Here is a 15,467-nt window from a genome sequence, read left to right on the forward strand (position 1 = left end):
TTCGCTCAAATAGTATATACCCTTCGGTCGAATAGTATATACCCTTCTACCCGGAGTAAAGGTAGGAGCGCACGCAAAAGCCTTGCAGTGGGTGCGCCTAAACCTTCACTCTCGGGCCGTTGTTTTAGAGATACATCCATCGCCCCAAGTAAGACCTGCGCGAGGCAGGCTCATGGGGCCTTCCCAACACAAAGCAAATGAAACAGAAATCAGATATCGGCCTCATCGGCCTTGCAGTCATGGGCGAGAACCTCGCTCTCAACATGGAGCGCAATGGCTCTCAAGTCTCCGTCTACAACCGTGCAGAAGGCGCCGAAGCCACCGTCGTGGAGCGCTTCCTTCAAGGTCGAGGCGCGGGGAAGAACTTCCTTGGCTTCACCGAGATCAAGCCCTTCGTCGAGAGCATTGAGCGTCCACGTAAGATCATGATGATGATCAGAGCTGGCAAGCCCGTCGACTACGTCATCGAGTCACTCCTGCCACATCTCGAGCCAGGTGATATCGTCATCGACGGAGGAAACTCAAATTGGGAGGACTCTGAGCGTCGAGAAGCTGAGCTACGTAATCACGGGATCTACTTCGTCGGCTGTGGTATCTCGGGCGGTGAAGAGGGTGCTCTGAACGGTCCTGCTATCATGCCTGGCGGCGCAGAAGAAGCTTGGTCCAGCATCGAGCCGATCTTCTCCCGCATTGCAGCTAAGGCCGAGGACGGTACTCCTTGCTGCGCCTGGGTAGGTAAAGGTGGTGCCGGTCACTTCGTCAAGATGGTGCACAACGGTATCGAGTATGGCGACATGCAGCTCATAGCTGATGCCTACGCTTATCTCCGCCACATCGGAAGCAAGACCAACGATGAGATGAGCGAAATCTTCGCTCGCTGGAACGAAGGGAAGCTCCGTAGCTACCTCGTAGAGATCACAGCCGAGATCCTTCGTCATCGTGATGCCTCGGGCGAATATCTTATCGACAAGATCCTCGATGCTGCAGGGCAGAAGGGGACTGGCAAGTGGTCGGTCATCAACTCCCTCGAGTACGGCCAGCCTCTCGGGCTTATCGCGACGGCAGTCTATGAGAGAAGCCTCTCCTCCACAGTAGACCTGCGTCACGAAGCTGCTGCACTCTACGCCCCCTCGCAAGCAACGAGCCGCCCCGCCTTCGGTGAGAGCGATGTCGATGCTCTTGAGCAAAGCCTCTACGCATCCAAGATCGTCTCCTACGCACAAGGCTTCTCCCTCCTCTCCGAAGCATCAAAGGCACGCGGATGGGAGCTGAATCTGGCATCCATCGCACGTATTTGGCGCAACGGCTGTATCATCCGTTCGGCCTTCCTCAATGATATTGCCTCGGCATACCAAGCTGATCCCAGCCTGAAGAACCTGCTCTTAGCTCCGTACTTCCAGCAGGAGATTACGGCCGCTCGCCCTTCTTGGCGCGAGACCATCGCTAAGGCGCTACTCTCGGACTGCCCAGTTCCTGCCTTCTCTTCAGCTCTTAGCTACTTCACATCACTGACGACACGTCGCCTTCCTGCTTCGCTTGTGCAGGCACAGCGAGACTATTTCGGCGCACATACCTTTGAGCGCACCGACCGTCCACGTGGAGAATTCTTCCACGAAAATTGGACGGGCCACGGAAGTGATACCTCTTCGACCACGTATAATGTATAGTCCCCCCGAGAATATGCCACAGACCATGCAGCATCATCTGCCCGAGAGCCTCGTCCTTGTGATATTCGGCGGGTCAGGTGACTTGACAAAGCGTAAGCTCATCCCCTCGCTCTATCAGCTTTTCAAGCAAGATAAGCTCCCCATTCGCTTCAGTGTCCTCGGACTTGGGCGCACGGAGTACTCGGATGTAGCTTATCGCGAGCACCTCGATGAAGCTCTTCAGCGCTACCTCAGCGATGGAGAGTACGACGCTTCTCTTGCCGAGCAGTTCCTCTCTGGAGTGTATTACCTCCCGATGGACCCTGCTTCTGCCGAGGACTATCCTAAGCTCCGTGAGCAACTGAAGACACTTGACGAGCGAATCAATAATCCTGGGCACTACATCTATTATCTCTCTACGCCACCTTCTCTCTATGGCGTGGTCCCACAGCACTTGGCTTCTGTCGGGCTCAACGAAGAGGGCGAAGAGGATGCTAATGGTGAGCCTTCGGCGATCCGACGTATCGTCATCGAGAAGCCCTTCGGCTATGACCTCCAGTCAGCGAGAGAGCTGAACGAGATCTACCGCAAGTCCTTCCACGAACATCAGCTCTATCGTATCGATCACTTCCTCGGAAAGGAGACGGTACAGGATATCATGGCGCTGCGTTTTGCGAATGGTATCTTCGAGCCTCTCTGGAATCGCAACTACATCGAGCGCGTGGAGATCACGGCAGTAGAGAATATGGGCATCGAGAGTCGAGGTGGATTCTACGACCAGACTGGTGCTCTGCGCGACATGGTGCAGAATCATCTGGCACAGCTCGTAGCTCTTACCGCTATGGAACCGCCTGTGCAGTTCAACGCTGATCTATTTCGCAACGAGGTCGTGAAGGTATATCAGTCCTTCCGCCCAATGACTCCTGAGGAGATTCGTCGCCGTGTCGTCCGCGGACAATATACAGAGAGCGAGTGGAAAGGAGAGCATCAGCGTGCCTATCGTGAGGAAGATAAGATCGCTTCTGATAGCCGAACGGAGACCTTCGTCGCCATGAAGCTCTACATCGACAATTGGCGCTGGCAGGGAGTACCTTTTTATATCCGCACAGGTAAGATGATGCCGACCAAGGTCACCGAGATCGTCATACACTTTAAGCCTACACCTCACCGCGTATTTGCTACGGCTGATGGTAGCACCGTCCCCAATCAGCTGGTGATTCGCATTCAGCCGAACGAAGGGATCTCCTTGAAGTTTGCTGCAAAAGTCCCAGGCTCTGGCTTCGAAGTCAAGAAGGTCTCCATGGACTTTACCTATGACCAGCAGATGGGTGGCTTAGCTTCGGGCGATGCTTACTCACGTTTGCTCGAGGACTGTATGCTGGGTGACCCGACTCTCTTCACACGTAGTGACGCTGTTGAGATGAGTTGGCGCTTCTTTGATCCGATCCTCGACCTCTGGAAGGAGGAAGACTTTCCGCTTTATGGTTATCCTGCTGGCACGTGGGGACCAAAGCAGAGCGACTTAATCATCGAGCGTGAGCACAGCTGGACGAATCCCTGCCGCAATCTTACTCACTCGGAGCTCTACTGCGAACTATGATCTACCATCATTATCCTTCCCCCGAGGCTGTCGCACGAGCTGTCGCTGAGACGGCCTTCGTGAAGCCTTCGCAGGCTGGCTGGGTACATATCGCGCTCTCTGGAGGCTCTACGCCCCGATTACTCTTTGAGTTGCTCGCCGAAGAGCCTTTACGTAGCGCCGTAGATTGGTCACGTGTCCATCTCTACTGGGTAGATGAGCGCTGCGTACCACCTACAGATCCCGATAGCAACTATGGTATGACCGAGGCGACACTCCTACGCCATGTACCCATTCCACAGGATCAGGTACATCGCATCGCAGGAGAGAAGCTCCCAGAACGCGAAGCAAAGGATTACTGCTGGCTTGTGGGCTCGGAGCTTCCATTTGATGGTGCTTTCCCCGTCTTTGATATTGTGCTCTTAGGCTTGGGAGAAGACGGTCATACGTCCTCTATCTTCCCGCACCAGATGGAGCTCCTCACGGAGGAAGCACCTTATGCTGTCGGGATAAGCCCAAAGGGACAGCCACGCATCGCAATGACTGGACCGACGATTCTTGCTGCAAAGCGCATCCTCTTCCATACGACTGGCGAGAAGAAAGCTCCTATCTTGCAGCATATCGTAGAGCAAGCTCCCGAGGCAGAAGCTTATCCTGCCGCCTACATCTTCCGTCAGCGAGCCGACGTCGAGCTCTATACCGACGTAGCTCTTCCTATTAAGTAGTAGCGATCCAGCCTTACTAAGGCTGACAAGACAAAGTAAATCGCCCCGTCTGTAGCATCATACTTGCTACGGACGGGGCGATTACTTTGAGGCATCCTCAAGGAGCTAATCCATGCGCATACTCTCTGCGGGATGGATTCGACTGACCAAGCTTGCAGGAACTAATACCATCAGGAGAATCACGATGAGTGTCCCGACATTGATAGCGACCCAGAGTGGGAGGTCAAAGTGGATGGGTACGGAGTCGGTGAAGTAGTTCGCTGGGTTAAGCTTGATGATCTTGAAGTGACGCTGTGCGAGACTCAGCACGAGAGCAATTGCATTCCCCCAGAAGATCCCACGTAGGATGAGACGAGCTGCTATCTGAAGGAAAGTCTGTCTGAGCTGTCTATTCGTCGCTCCAAGGGCCTTTAGGATACCGATCTGTTTACTCTTATCGAGCACGATGATGATGAGCCCCGTAATCATGGCAAAGCCTCCGACGAGGACCATCAGCGAGAGGAGCGCATAGACATTCGTGTCGAGGAAGGCAAGCCAATTGAAGAGCTCAGGCTGTAGCTCTTGACCGAGGTTGAGACCATAGTTCTCTTCGCCGATAAGATCTGGACGTGCCTGAAGAGTGGAGATGAGATGATCTAGCGTCGGATAGGCATCATCGGGATCCTGCAGCATGATGATCAGGCGACTGTAGGTATTCTCATCCCAGTGATTGAGACGCTGCAGCGAGGAAATTGGGCAAAGGGCGGGGGAAAGCTCTAAGCCCGTCGACTCATATATTGCCTGAAGCTCAAAGACGCGTACTCGCATCTTTTCTCCGAAGAAGTAGATACGCACGGCATCACCTACCTTATAGTTCATGCGTCGTGCCACATGTGAGGGTAGGACGATGGGTGGGCGGCTGTATTCGCTCTCAGAGAAAGAGGGGAGTGTCCCGGACTTTACTTGCTCAGTGAAGTAGCGACTACGGAAGGTAGAGTCAATCCCATAAAGAAGAATGCCCGAGAAGTCTCCCTCTGTCTTGAGAAGCCCTGCCTGCTGGATGAGAGGCGAGACGGAAGATACCCCCTTCTCTTCCCTTAGGAAGGAGAGTAGCTCTGGAGATACATAGACAGGAGTCGTGGAGGTCTTCCAGTTGCTCCCATAGCCATTGAGGCTGATATGCCCTGTCTGACTAAAGGCGAACTCATGGATCTGTCGATGGAAGCCTAAGATGATGGTGACTGATAGGAGCATCACTGAGAGGCTTAGTGCCACTCCAATCGTCGTCAAACGGAGTAGGGCAGAGACACGTCGTGTCCCTGCCTTATCACCTCGAGAGAGTCCACGAGAGAGGAAGGTAGTAGCTGAAGAGAAGAGAGCCATCTACTTGTCTGACGTAGTTGATTCGCTTTCTATCGCTCCACGCTTTTTGCGGCGGCTTTGTTTAGCCTTACGCTTTTCTTCCTGGAGGCGCATTTGCTCGATGTACTCCTCATCTTGGAGGACGTAGCGCATGTACAGCGAGTAGATGAACATAGTAATGGGCAGCGCAATGAGCATCCCGAAGAACCCCAGGAGGTAGCCCCAGATAGACAGGACCAAGAGAATGAGTGAGGGGCGCATACCCATCGTCTGCCCCATGATGCGTGGGACGATGATCATATCCTGGATGATCTGTACGACCATCAGGACTCCATAGGCAAGGAGCATACAGACGAAGGCATTCTCACCCGTCTGTGCAGCCATCAGCAGGCTAGCCAATCCGAGTGGGATGATACCCAGTGCCTGCATATAGGGGATGAAGTTGAGGATCCCAATGAAGATCCCCATAGCTGTGGCTAAAGGAAGGCCAATGATGTTGAACCCTATCGAGAGGAGAATACCTACACTCATGGCGACGAGAGCCTGACCACGGAAGTAGTTATTCATGTAGCGATCCAGATCCATGCTGATCGTACGAATCGTAGGGCGGAGTGTCTTTGGGAAGAGGCTGATGAAGCCACGACCAAGATTCTCGAAGTCCAGTAGGATGAATACGAAGTAGACAAAGCCGATGAGGAAGACAAGCCCCCAAGAGAATATGGAGAGGGTGCTATTGATGATCCCACCGACCTGATCGAGGAGAAGCTTAACGTTCTCCAAGATCTTCTCGAGAGACAGCTGCTGTGGGAAGTTCCCCCAGCGGAGTCCCCCATTGAGGTAGTTGCGGATATTGCGTGGTAGGATCATCGTCAGGATATCCTGTCCACTGCTATAGCCAGAGATCACTTGGAGGGTCTTCTCTATCTCCGCATTGATTGACGGTATGATAAAGATTATGGCAAGGTAAACGACTGCGCCCAAGAGGAGCAATGTCAGGATGACTGACAGCCCTCTTGAGCGCAGGCGCAGTGTATACTGGAAGAATCGTACCAGCGGCATCATCACATAGGCGAAGATACCAGCCAGTAGGAAGGGCAGGATAACACTCCAGATCGCTTGCACCGCCACATAAATCAAGAGTATAAGGATAGAGAGCACGAGCATTCGTGCTATACGGTCGAATGTGAACTCTCTACGGAAGAAATGTGACATAGGTAGTGGGAGCGATATACTGGAGAGATATACTGAAAAGGGATAAGATGACTAATGCTTGATGGGGATCTTGGCTACACGTGCTTCGTGGCGACCGCCCTCAAAGGGCGTATCAAGGAAAGCTGCGAGGATAGCCTTGACCTGCTCTTCGGTGACGAAGCGCGCGGGGATGGAGAGGACGTTCGCATCGTTATGCTCACGTGCGAGCTTTGCCAGCTCGACATCCCAGCAGAGGGCAGCACGTACCTTAGAGTACTTGTTCATGACCATTGAGATGCCATTGCCTGATCCGCAAACGGATATGCCACGGGGAAGCTCTCCTGACTCAATAGCCTGCCCCATGGGGTGGGCATAGTCAGGATAGTCGCAGCGCTCGGGTGAAGGACATCCAAAGTCCTTCACCTCGAGGCCACGTGCGATGAGCAATGACTTGACCAGCTCCTTGACCTCATAGCCTGCGTGGTCGGAGCAGATACCGATCTTATTCATTGTCGTTGTACTGTAGTCGTTGGATAGTGATTACTTGCTAAGTAGTGTCTTGACCTCCTTGTAGACATGGTCTGGAGTAAAGCCGAGCTTTTCGTCCAGCACCTTGTAGGGAGCCGAGAATCCGAATGAGTTGAGCCCCCAGATGGCACCATTGTCTCCGACGAGCCCCTGAAGGGTTACGGGGAGACCTGCAGTGAGACCGAAGCGACGAATACCGCGAGGAAGGACTTCATCCTGATACTCTTGGCTCTGGCGACGGAAGAGACCTTCGCTGGGTACAGCTACGATCTGCAGACGAATACCATCCTTGCGAAGGAGGGCGGCACCCTCGACGAGCGTAGATACTTCACTACCGTTCGCGATGAGTACGACTTCAGGGTTCTCGTCACGAAGTACGATGTAGCCGCCGCGTGTAGCTGCTTCGGCAGCCTCCTTACGGCTTTTCCCTTCGGGAGCGGGCAGGTCATTGATGTTCTGGCGAGAGAGGATGAGTGCTGTGGGAGTGTGCGTGTTCTCCATAGCCATACGCCATGCGATGGTCGTTTCCTCGACGTCGCTGGGGCGGAGTACACGTACGCTATCGGCACCGCTGTGGTTCTGGAGCTTCTCCATCAGGCGGATCTGTGCTTCTTGTTCTACGGGTTCGTGCGTAGGACCGTCTTCGCCGACGCGGAAGGCATCATGCGACCAGACGAATTTCACGGGGAGCTCCATAAGGGCTGCCATACGGATAGCGGGCTTCATATAGTCGGAGAAGACAAAGAAGGTACCGCAGGCAGCGATGACACCACCATGAAGAGCCATACCGATACAGAGGCAAGCCATCGTCAGCTCGGCTACACCTGGCTGAAGGAAGGCACCTCCGAAATCACCACGGGTCAGTGCTCGGGTCTTCTTGAGGAAGCCATCAGTCTTGTCGGAGTTCGACAGGTCTGCTGAAGCTACGATCATATTCTCTACCTGCTCAGCCAGTGCACTGAGGACGGTGGCAGAGGCAGCACGTGTGGCCTGATTAGGCTTCTGCTCGATGCTCTTCCAGTCTACTTCAGGGGCTTCGCCTGCAAACCAGCGGTCAAGCTTGCTCGCACGAACGGGGTTCTCTTCCCGCCAAGTCTTCTCTTCCTGCTTGCGAGCCTTGGCCAGCTCACGAAGCTCCTGAAGACGTGCTGCGTAGAGCTCCTGTACGTCGGGGAAGATCTGGAAGGGAGCTTCGGGATCGCCACCGAGATTCTTGATCGTGGCTTCGATAGAGGCACCTGCAGCCGAGAGGGGCTGACCGTGCGTATTCACACGATTTTCATAGTTCTCCCCATTAGGGCCTACAGCACCACGACCCATGATGGTCTTGCCGATGATGAGGGTAGGCTGGCCTACCGTAGCCTTGGCTTCGCGAAGAGCCTTACGGATCGATTCGGGACAGCAACCATCGATCTCGATGACGTGCCAGCCCCAAGCCTTGTACTTAGCAGCTACATCTTCGCTGTCGACCTCCTCGACGGTGGTAGAGAGCTGGATATTATTGGCGTCATAGTACATGATGAGGTTGTCAAGCCCGAGGTGTCCAGCGATACGACCAGCCCCCTGAGAGATCTCTTCCTGTATCCCCCCGTCGGAGATATAGGCGTAGATCGTCTGACTCATGACCCAGCCAAGACGGTGGGCGAGGAACTTAGCTGCAATGGCTGCCCCTACGGCGAAGGTATGACCTTGGCCGAGAGGACCCGAGGTATTCTCTACACCACGAAGGACATCGACCTCAGGGTGCCCAGGCGTAGGGCTACCCCACTGGCGGAACTGCTGCAGCTCCTCCATCGAATAGCGACCGAGGAGGGCCAGCTGGGCGTAGAGCATGGGAGACATGTGCCCAGGGTCCATGAAGAAACGGTCACGGCCAGACCACGTAGGTGCATCGGGATCGAAGATGAGGAACTCCGAGAAGAGGACGTTGACGAAGTCTGCGCCGCCCATGGCTCCACCTGGGTGACCGCTCTTAGCTCGCTCGACCATGCTGGCTGCCAAGATGCGGATGTTGTCAGCAGCACGGGTCATTAGTTGGTTGTTGTTCATTGGGGATGATGTGATTTGTAGCTTACAGCTTAGTTGTATGTTGTGTAGATGTATCTGCTTTTAGACAGCTCAAAGATACAACAAATTAAGGGGGAGATAGCAGTGTCATGCACCTAATTTTAGACTTGTATGCTCTACTCATCGGAGCAGTCCCTCAAGTAGGAGTATAGACGCATTGTTAGTACTCTGATAGTGTGGACTAAAGAGGGTATAGTGGATGGCCTTGCGGACCTTACTAAAGAGAGCAGTGCTGGTCACGAGCCGAAGTCGTTATAGGTGTATGGGTGCGTAGGTAGAGCTATATAGGATGGCGAAGAAAGCTACATAGCTTTGTGAAGCGACCTATATTAGGATGTTACTCCGTGTAGGGATAAAAGTTGCGGACGAGTGGCAGATAAGTTTGGGCTACGTACGTGGCTCTAATATCTACGTACGTGGATATTAGGATTTACGTGCCTGGTCTTTAAGACTATGTACATAGATACGGAAAAACCACTACGTGAAGGTGCTTTTCCCTTCACGAGAAGGACACTTTTCCCTCCGCTGGATAAGAGGAATACTCGCGATAAGGCGAAGGGTTTGCTTGGCCACTTTGGAGAGGCATATCGGGGAGCTGGGCGCGCGATGCCTTATACTCTAACTAATAGAGGGCAGGACTCGCGGCAATAGTCTCCTATTAGAGATAATGACACGAAAGCTTCCTCCCTTTCATATAAGTATAAATAAGTATAAAGCCCCACTTAGTACGAGACTGAGTGGGGCTACTATGTGGAAGGTGAGGCTTCACTTTAGTTGAAGAAGTTGGCAACCATTGGCTCCGTGAGGCGCGTGATGATGGGTTTGCCAGAGGGCGTGAAGTAGGGGTCACTACTCTGGAAGAGGTCACGGATCAGCTGCTCGAGCCCTTCGTCATCCTGTGGTAGGGGACGTTGGAGAGCTTCAGATTCGGCCGCAGCTTCGGCTAAGAACGTCTGCACGTAGTCAGCCCCTTCACGATGCGTATCTAAGCTATCAGCTACGATCAGGCGGACGAAGCCTGTGGCATCGCGTGAGATGAAGGAGGGGGCTTCTACTATGGAGAAGTGTCCATCGCCTAAGTCCCCGAAGTCAAAGCCCGCATGACGTAGCTCCTCCATCAGAGTAAGTGCCGTCGGGAGCTCCTGGGGAGCGAACTCCAGCACCTCGGGGAAGAGGGGCTGCTCGACATGGTAGCTGTGCGCACGGAGGTCTGCTCGATACTGCTCGAACGTGACACGAAGTAGAGCACGTGTCAGGTCAATGAAAGCGAGTGCATCGCCCAGCGTCGTGATGACATAGCGACTTTGATAGAGCAGCAGTGAAGAGGGTAGCGTGGGGCGCGTACGCAGTGATCCAGCCTGTGAGAGTCGTATGCCATGGCTCTGTGGCTCCTCGGGCTCTTCCTCAAAGAGAGGTGTCTGCATCGTCGAGGGTGTCATACTGTCGAAGTGCTCTCCGAGGTCATCCCAACTAATCTCGGGTTCCTTGGGGAGTGCACTTGTACGAGTGGCACCGAGTCGTATCCCTCCAAGTCGTGTCCCGCCCGAGGGTAGGGAGGCTCCACCTTCGGCTTGAAGGACGGCATCTGCTCCCAGTGCCGTATCGAGGTCGGGGAGAATATCCTTGCGGCCAGAGTAGGCGGGGATCTCGATAGGCGAGGCGTTCTCAAAGTCAATGATGGGCGTCAGAGCGTGGGAGCTGAAGGCATCACGGATGAGACTCTGCAAGACTTGGAAGATCGTTGATTCATCGAGGAAGCGAACATCCGTCTTCTGTGGATGGATGTTAACGTCGATATTCTCGGCTGGGATGGTGAAGTAGAGGAAGTACTGTGGCTGATTGCCTGCAGGGATGAAGTTCTCGTAAGCCAGACTAATCGCCTTATGGAAGTAAGGGTGGCGGATGAAGCGGTCATTGACGAAGAGATACTGCTGCGCTCCCTGCTTGAGTGAGGTCGTGGGGGTACCGATGAAGCCACGTATCGTGCAGAAAGCGCTCTCGTAGCTCACAGGAATGAGGGCACGGGAAAGCTTCGCTCCACCGATGTCGATGATGCGCTCCTTGAGAGAGCTTGCTGGGAGTATCTTGTCGTACTTCCCTGCGCCTCGCAGCGTGAATGAGATCTGCGGGTTGGCTAAAGCAACCTTAGCGAACTCGCGCCAGATCTCCATGAGCTCAGTGGACTCCTTACGAGCCTCGAGGTGCTTGCGACGCCCAGGGGTGTTGTAGAAGATATTCATTGCCTTGATGCTCGTGCCTGGAGAACAAGCCACCGGCATCTGCGAGCGCACCTTTGCCCCTTCGATGATGAGCTCAGTACCGACCTCTTGGTCAGCCGTACGTGTGCGAAGCTCTACCTGACAGACTGCGGCAATAGCAGCGAGAGCCTCGCCACGAAATCCCATCGTAGAGAGGCGCTGTAGGTCATCAATCGTCTGAAGCTTAGAGGTGGCATGACGCTCAAAAGCCATACGCGCATCGGTGGGAGACATCCCCTTGCCATCATCTGTAACGGAGATGGACTGGCGCCCTGCACCGACGACCTCAATCTGTATCTGCTTGGCTCCAGCGTCGATCGAGTTCTCGACGAGTTCCTTGACGAGATAGGCAGGTGCAGGTACGACCTCACCAGCAGCTATCTGATTCGCAATGGACTCGGGGAGTAGGCGAATGATATCGCTCATCGCAGGAAGAAGAACCAGAAGACTAACCCCAAGACCATGAGTGCCAGCATGAGCTTGATGATACGCTGGTCTCTATCAGAAGACGTGATACCACGCTTGTGCTGTCGGCTCAGATGGCGAGCCGAGTGAATGAAGGCACCACGGATCTGCTCGCTATTGTCATAGCTCGAACTACTACCAGCCCCCTCTTCCTTTGTCAAGGCTTCGGGAAGCTCTGCATCGGGATCGAGTTCACCGGCCTCGATCATCTCCTGACGGATACGTGCGACGCGCTTAGCTAGTTCTTCCTTTCGGGGATCCCAGTAGATGAGCTTGTGCTCGAATTGTCGAGGTCTTCTTTGCTTGAAAAAGGTTTGTATACCCATGAGTAGTCTAAATACGATTGAGGTGTGGAGGTAGCCCCGCTATCACTGGAGGGGCGAAGGACGCACTGGTATACCTGGCGGTACTCCTCGGGGCGAAGAGCACGATACTGGGTCAGCAGTGAGTCGGTGCGAAGTGCTTCTTCGCGAGCTACTCGCTCGAATGGCTCATAAGCAGCCAGTGCAGCCTTGGCTCCGCTGAAGCGCTTGAGGTCTGAGAGGGGACGTGAGCGCTGCTCGCTGGGGGGGAGGGAGTCTCCGACAGTCGTGATATCCTCCTTGCGCATGGGGCGACGATCCGCAGCCCACTGGAAGAGGGGGAGTCGATTGACTTCGGGACCCGAAGCCATCTCCAGAGGGTAAGCCTTTCCCTCAACGGGGCCTCGCCAAATAGACTTCTTGACCTTACCAGAGTCCAGGAGGACGTGCATCGTGGAGCTCGTCATGCGGTTCAGCCCATTGTAGTCATTGGTGCCCTCCTCCTTCATGTAGTAGATCGATTCGACCTTGCCGCTGACCAAGATCTCGCGCACCGTACTATCCTGGACGTAGGCACGTAAGCTGTCGCCACTCATCTGGTTGTAGTAGTCAACGCTGTCAATATGCTCGACGACCAGAGCCTTACCGAGGACGTCTACGTAGTCAAGCTTCTTGCTTCGGAAGTAGAAGTGAGTAGTATCACCTGAGAGCTGGCGCTCCTCACTCCAAAGGATCGGTTTCCCATAGAGCGATAGGGTAGAGTCCATGGAGACGTAGCTGAGCGAGTCGGCTACAGCTTGAGCATCTCGGCGGAAGACTCGTACGTTTCGATAACCACGTAGGTAACGCTGCATCGTATCGGGCTTAGCCTTACCTTCTTGAGCTGCCACGGCACGAAGGCTATCAAGGCGGAGGCGATCAGGGATAGGGAGGCTGATGAGCTCCAGTGTATCAGCCGACACATAGAGCGTATCCTTCTGCGAGTACTCTTCGGCGTGAGCACGCGAAGTCGCGAAGGCATAGTTGCGCTTGTCATCGAAGTACCCGTAGTCCCCGTAGAGAATAGCCTTCTGTGCGGTGTCGGAGAGTTCCATGCGCCCGAAGGCTTCACCGAACTTACTCATGCCATCGTAATAGATGGAGTCTCCGATGAGAGTCTTGGCGCCCGAGGTTACTTCGGAGCGATCAAGGAGAATCCCCACATCTCGACCGACATCATAGATGCCGCGCTGCGAGACGATCTGCCCAGAGTCAGACTGGATAAGAGTCTGCCCCTCGTAGCTACTGATACGTGTATGCGTATTGTAGAAGAGATGCTCCGTCGTCATCGTCGTCTTGTCGTTGACGAGCTTGACATTGTAGCGGAACTCCGCATCATTCGTAGCTGGGATGAACTGCCCGTAGTCTGAGGTCAGTGTATTCTGCGCATCGGTGATCGTACCTCCCTCGAAATAGTAGGCTATATCCGCGATACGGTCATAGTCTAAGCTATCGGTATAGAGGTCTGTCGTCTTATTTGCCAGGTGTACATTATGGCGGAGACGCGCGAGCTTCGAGACGCCATCATAGTACAGATAGCGCGAATACATGTGTACGGTGTCTCCCTGTACCATGTGCACCTCACCAAAGGCCTCGAAGATCTGGTCATCCTCATTGAGATAGGCGCTATCACAAGTCATGGTCGCATTGCCATGACGCAGGATGACACCTCCCTTGAGGCGCTGTACCCCTGGCTGTAGAGCCGCATCGTACGTCAGCAGATCAGCATGCTCAAGGATAATCCTCGTACCGGCCTTTGCTGGACGAGGTGACTGCATCGTCGGTGACACTCCTCGGTAGGAGGCACGAGAAGTTAGGTAGCTCCCACCCATCACAATGAGGGCAAGAGCTACACATAGACTTAGACGTTGATTCTTCTCCTGAGGCATTTACTTCTTGTCCTCGTGGATCCAGTCTGGGTATTGGAAGTGGCAGTTGCGATAGCGCTCGTTGATCTCGATGTGGGTCTGCTTCTGACGAGCACGGATCCACTCATCGATGACTCGGGCACGCTTCTTCCCCAGTGCCATCTCCTTGATACGACGGAAGTCGCTGTTCATATTGGCGATATGCTCTGGATGAATCTCCTTGATGCGTATGATCGCTACCTGCTCCAGTCCCTTATCGGTGTGCATGACGAAGGGCTTAGAGATTTCCCCAGGCTTGAGCTCATAGGCGATCTTCGCAATATCCTGTGGGAGATCCTCATAGCGGAAGTTTGGAGATCCAGAGAACTCGCTCTCGTTAGAGGTATTGGTCATCAGACCACCATTGTTGAGCGTATTCTTATCATCCGAATAGAGCTGAGCGGCTACATCGAAGGTGATCTTCTCATCGCGGATAGCTGTAGCGATTGAGTCGATACGAGCAGTGGCTGCCTTGATAGCACTCTCCTCGACCGTTGGACGGAGGAGGATGTGGCGGAAGTTCACGAGTTCACCGCGCTTCTCGATCAGCTGAGCGATATGATACCCTTCGTCCGTCTTGATGATAGGGGATACACGGGTCTTATCCATTAGATTGAATACCGCCGTAGCGAAGGCTGGATCGAGATAAGCACGTCCCACGAAGCCATATTCACCACCTCGTGAAGCCGTACGCTTGTCCTCAGAGTACAGACGCGCGATCGTAGAGAACTCGCGCTTACCTGAGTTCACGTCTTCGGCATATCCACGCAGGATACCCTTGACACGGTCCAGCTCAGAGAGGGGAACTTGAGGCTCCAGAGCGATGATCTGCAGCTCTACAGTCTTGGGGATGAAGGGAAGGCTATCCTTAGGAAGTTGCTTGTAGAAGGTGCTGATCTCGGAAGGGGTGACCTGCACGCCCTGAGAGATCTTAGACTTCATCATCTCTACGATAGCTTCATTGCGAGCCTGAACAGTGCGCTCCTCGCGGATCTGAGAGAGCTTCTTATTGAAGTATTCCTCAAGCTTCTCCTTAGAGCCCAGTTCTGAGATCACATTCTGTACCCACATGTCCACCATACGAGTGACCTGCGTGTCGTTGGCCTGGATGCTATCGATCTTCGCTTGGTTGAGGAAGAGCTTCTGTACAGCTATCTGCTCGGGTATGATGCAGTCAGGATCTCCCTCGAAGGTGAGTCCCTGACTCCGTGCAAAGAGCTTTTGATACTCAATATCAGAGAGGAGGATCGGTTCATCACCAACCATCCATACGACCTCATCCACGATGGTCTTCTTCTGAGGTTCGTCTCGCTTGGTCTGTGCAAGACTCAGAGAGCCAAGGGCAAGGAGGCTCAGGAGTACTATGGTTGTCTTTCTTTTCATCAAGGGAAAGGATCTGTTTAATACGTAGGGGAAGGC

At 53.9% G+C, this 15,467-nt stretch carries 11 protein-coding genes; 3 read left to right on the plus strand and 8 right to left on the minus strand.

Annotation, left to right across the window (positions count from 1 at the left end; genetic code table 11):
- Positions 1–197 precede the first annotated feature (197 nt).
- The 3 genes from gnd to pgl are packed head-to-tail and all read left to right on the plus strand — an operon-like array spanning position 198 to position 3,950.
- Entirely contained in the window at positions 198–1,667 is a 1,470-nt protein-coding gene (gnd, locus tag HMPREF1121_RS01690; protein ID WP_044114379.1) for a decarboxylating NADP(+)-dependent phosphogluconate dehydrogenase, read from the plus strand.
- A gap of 13 nt (positions 1,668–1,680) precedes the next feature.
- Positions 1,681–3,246 (plus strand): glucose-6-phosphate dehydrogenase, encoded by a 1,566-nt coding sequence (gene zwf / locus HMPREF1121_RS01695; protein WP_232223713.1) that lies wholly within the window; start codon positions 1,681–1,683, stop codon positions 3,244–3,246.
- Positions 3,243–3,950 (plus strand): 6-phosphogluconolactonase, encoded by a 708-nt coding sequence (gene pgl / locus HMPREF1121_RS01700; protein WP_044114380.1) that lies wholly within the window; start codon positions 3,243–3,245, stop codon positions 3,948–3,950. Before zwf ends, pgl begins: the two co-directional genes overlap by 4 nt.
- A gap of 105 nt (positions 3,951–4,055) precedes the next feature.
- On the opposite strand, the gene HMPREF1121_RS01705 is transcribed toward pgl, so the two are convergent.
- From HMPREF1121_RS01705 to HMPREF1121_RS01740, 8 genes are all read right to left on the minus strand, one after another.
- Positions 4,056–5,312, minus strand: a complete 1,257-nt coding sequence (locus HMPREF1121_RS01705) for an ABC transporter permease (protein ID WP_044114381.1) — start codon at positions 5,310–5,312, stop codon at positions 4,056–4,058.
- Positions 5,313–6,503, minus strand: a complete 1,191-nt coding sequence (locus HMPREF1121_RS01710) for an AI-2E family transporter (RefSeq protein WP_044114382.1) — start codon at positions 6,501–6,503, stop codon at positions 5,313–5,315.
- Between the two features lie 51 nt (positions 6,504–6,554).
- Complete coding sequence (gene rpiB, locus HMPREF1121_RS01715; RefSeq protein WP_044114383.1) at positions 6,555–6,992, minus strand: ribose 5-phosphate isomerase B; 438 nt, start codon at positions 6,990–6,992, stop codon at positions 6,555–6,557.
- Positions 6,993–7,022: 30 nt separating this feature from the next.
- On the minus strand, positions 7,023–9,059 hold the full coding sequence (locus tag HMPREF1121_RS01720) for a transketolase family protein (protein ID WP_044114384.1): 2,037 nt from the start codon (positions 9,057–9,059) through the stop codon (positions 7,023–7,025).
- 788 nt (positions 9,060–9,847) lie between these two features.
- Positions 9,848–11,761, minus strand: coding sequence for a DNA mismatch repair endonuclease MutL (gene mutL / locus HMPREF1121_RS01725; protein ID WP_044114385.1), 1,914 nt, complete (start codon positions 11,759–11,761; stop codon positions 9,848–9,850).
- Entirely contained in the window at positions 11,758–12,009 is a 252-nt protein-coding gene (locus HMPREF1121_RS01730; protein ID WP_044114386.1) for a hypothetical protein, read from the minus strand. The genes mutL and HMPREF1121_RS01730 overlap by 4 nt, the downstream gene beginning before the upstream one ends.
- Before the next feature lie 29 nt (positions 12,010–12,038).
- Positions 12,039–14,030 carry an OstA-like protein gene (locus HMPREF1121_RS01735; protein ID WP_044114387.1) on the minus strand — a complete coding sequence of 664 codons (1,992 nt, stop codon included), beginning with the start codon at positions 14,028–14,030 and terminating at the stop codon, positions 12,039–12,041.
- A complete protein-coding gene (locus HMPREF1121_RS01740; protein WP_009433200.1) occupies positions 14,031–15,431 on the minus strand; it encodes a peptidylprolyl isomerase in 1,401 nt (466 codons plus the stop codon).
- Positions 15,432–15,467: the final 36 nt, after the last annotated feature.

It is taken from the genome of Porphyromonas sp. KLE 1280, from assembly GCF_000700805.1.
Taxonomy (GTDB): domain Bacteria; phylum Bacteroidota; class Bacteroidia; order Bacteroidales; family Porphyromonadaceae; genus Porphyromonas; species Porphyromonas pasteri.

Coding starts and splice junctions, on each gene's coding strand:
- gnd (WP_044114379.1), top strand. CDS start 198: ATGAAACAGAAATCAGATATCGGCCTCATCGGCCTTGCAGTCATGGGC.
- zwf (WP_232223713.1), top strand. CDS start 1,681: ATGCCACAGACCATGCAGCATCATCTGCCCGAGAGCCTCGTCCTTGTG.
- HMPREF1121_RS01730 (WP_044114386.1), bottom strand. CDS start 12,009: ATGATCGAGGCCGGTGAACTCGATCCCGATGCAGAGCTTCCCGAAGCC.
- HMPREF1121_RS01735 (WP_044114387.1), bottom strand. CDS start 14,030: ATGCCTCAGGAGAAGAATCAACGTCTAAGTCTATGTGTAGCTCTTGCC.
- HMPREF1121_RS01720 (WP_044114384.1), bottom strand. CDS start 9,059: ATGAACAACAACCAACTAATGACCCGTGCTGCTGACAACATCCGCATC.
- pgl (WP_044114380.1), top strand. CDS start 3,243: ATGATCTACCATCATTATCCTTCCCCCGAGGCTGTCGCACGAGCTGTC.
- HMPREF1121_RS01740 (WP_009433200.1), bottom strand. CDS start 15,431: ATGAAAAGAAAGACAACCATAGTACTCCTGAGCCTCCTTGCCCTTGGC.
- HMPREF1121_RS01710 (WP_044114382.1), bottom strand. CDS start 6,503: ATGTCACATTTCTTCCGTAGAGAGTTCACATTCGACCGTATAGCACGA.
- mutL (WP_044114385.1), bottom strand. CDS start 11,761: ATGAGCGATATCATTCGCCTACTCCCCGAGTCCATTGCGAATCAGATA.
- HMPREF1121_RS01705 (WP_044114381.1), bottom strand. CDS start 5,312: ATGGCTCTCTTCTCTTCAGCTACTACCTTCCTCTCTCGTGGACTCTCT.
- rpiB (WP_044114383.1), bottom strand. CDS start 6,992: ATGAATAAGATCGGTATCTGCTCCGACCACGCAGGCTATGAGGTCAAG.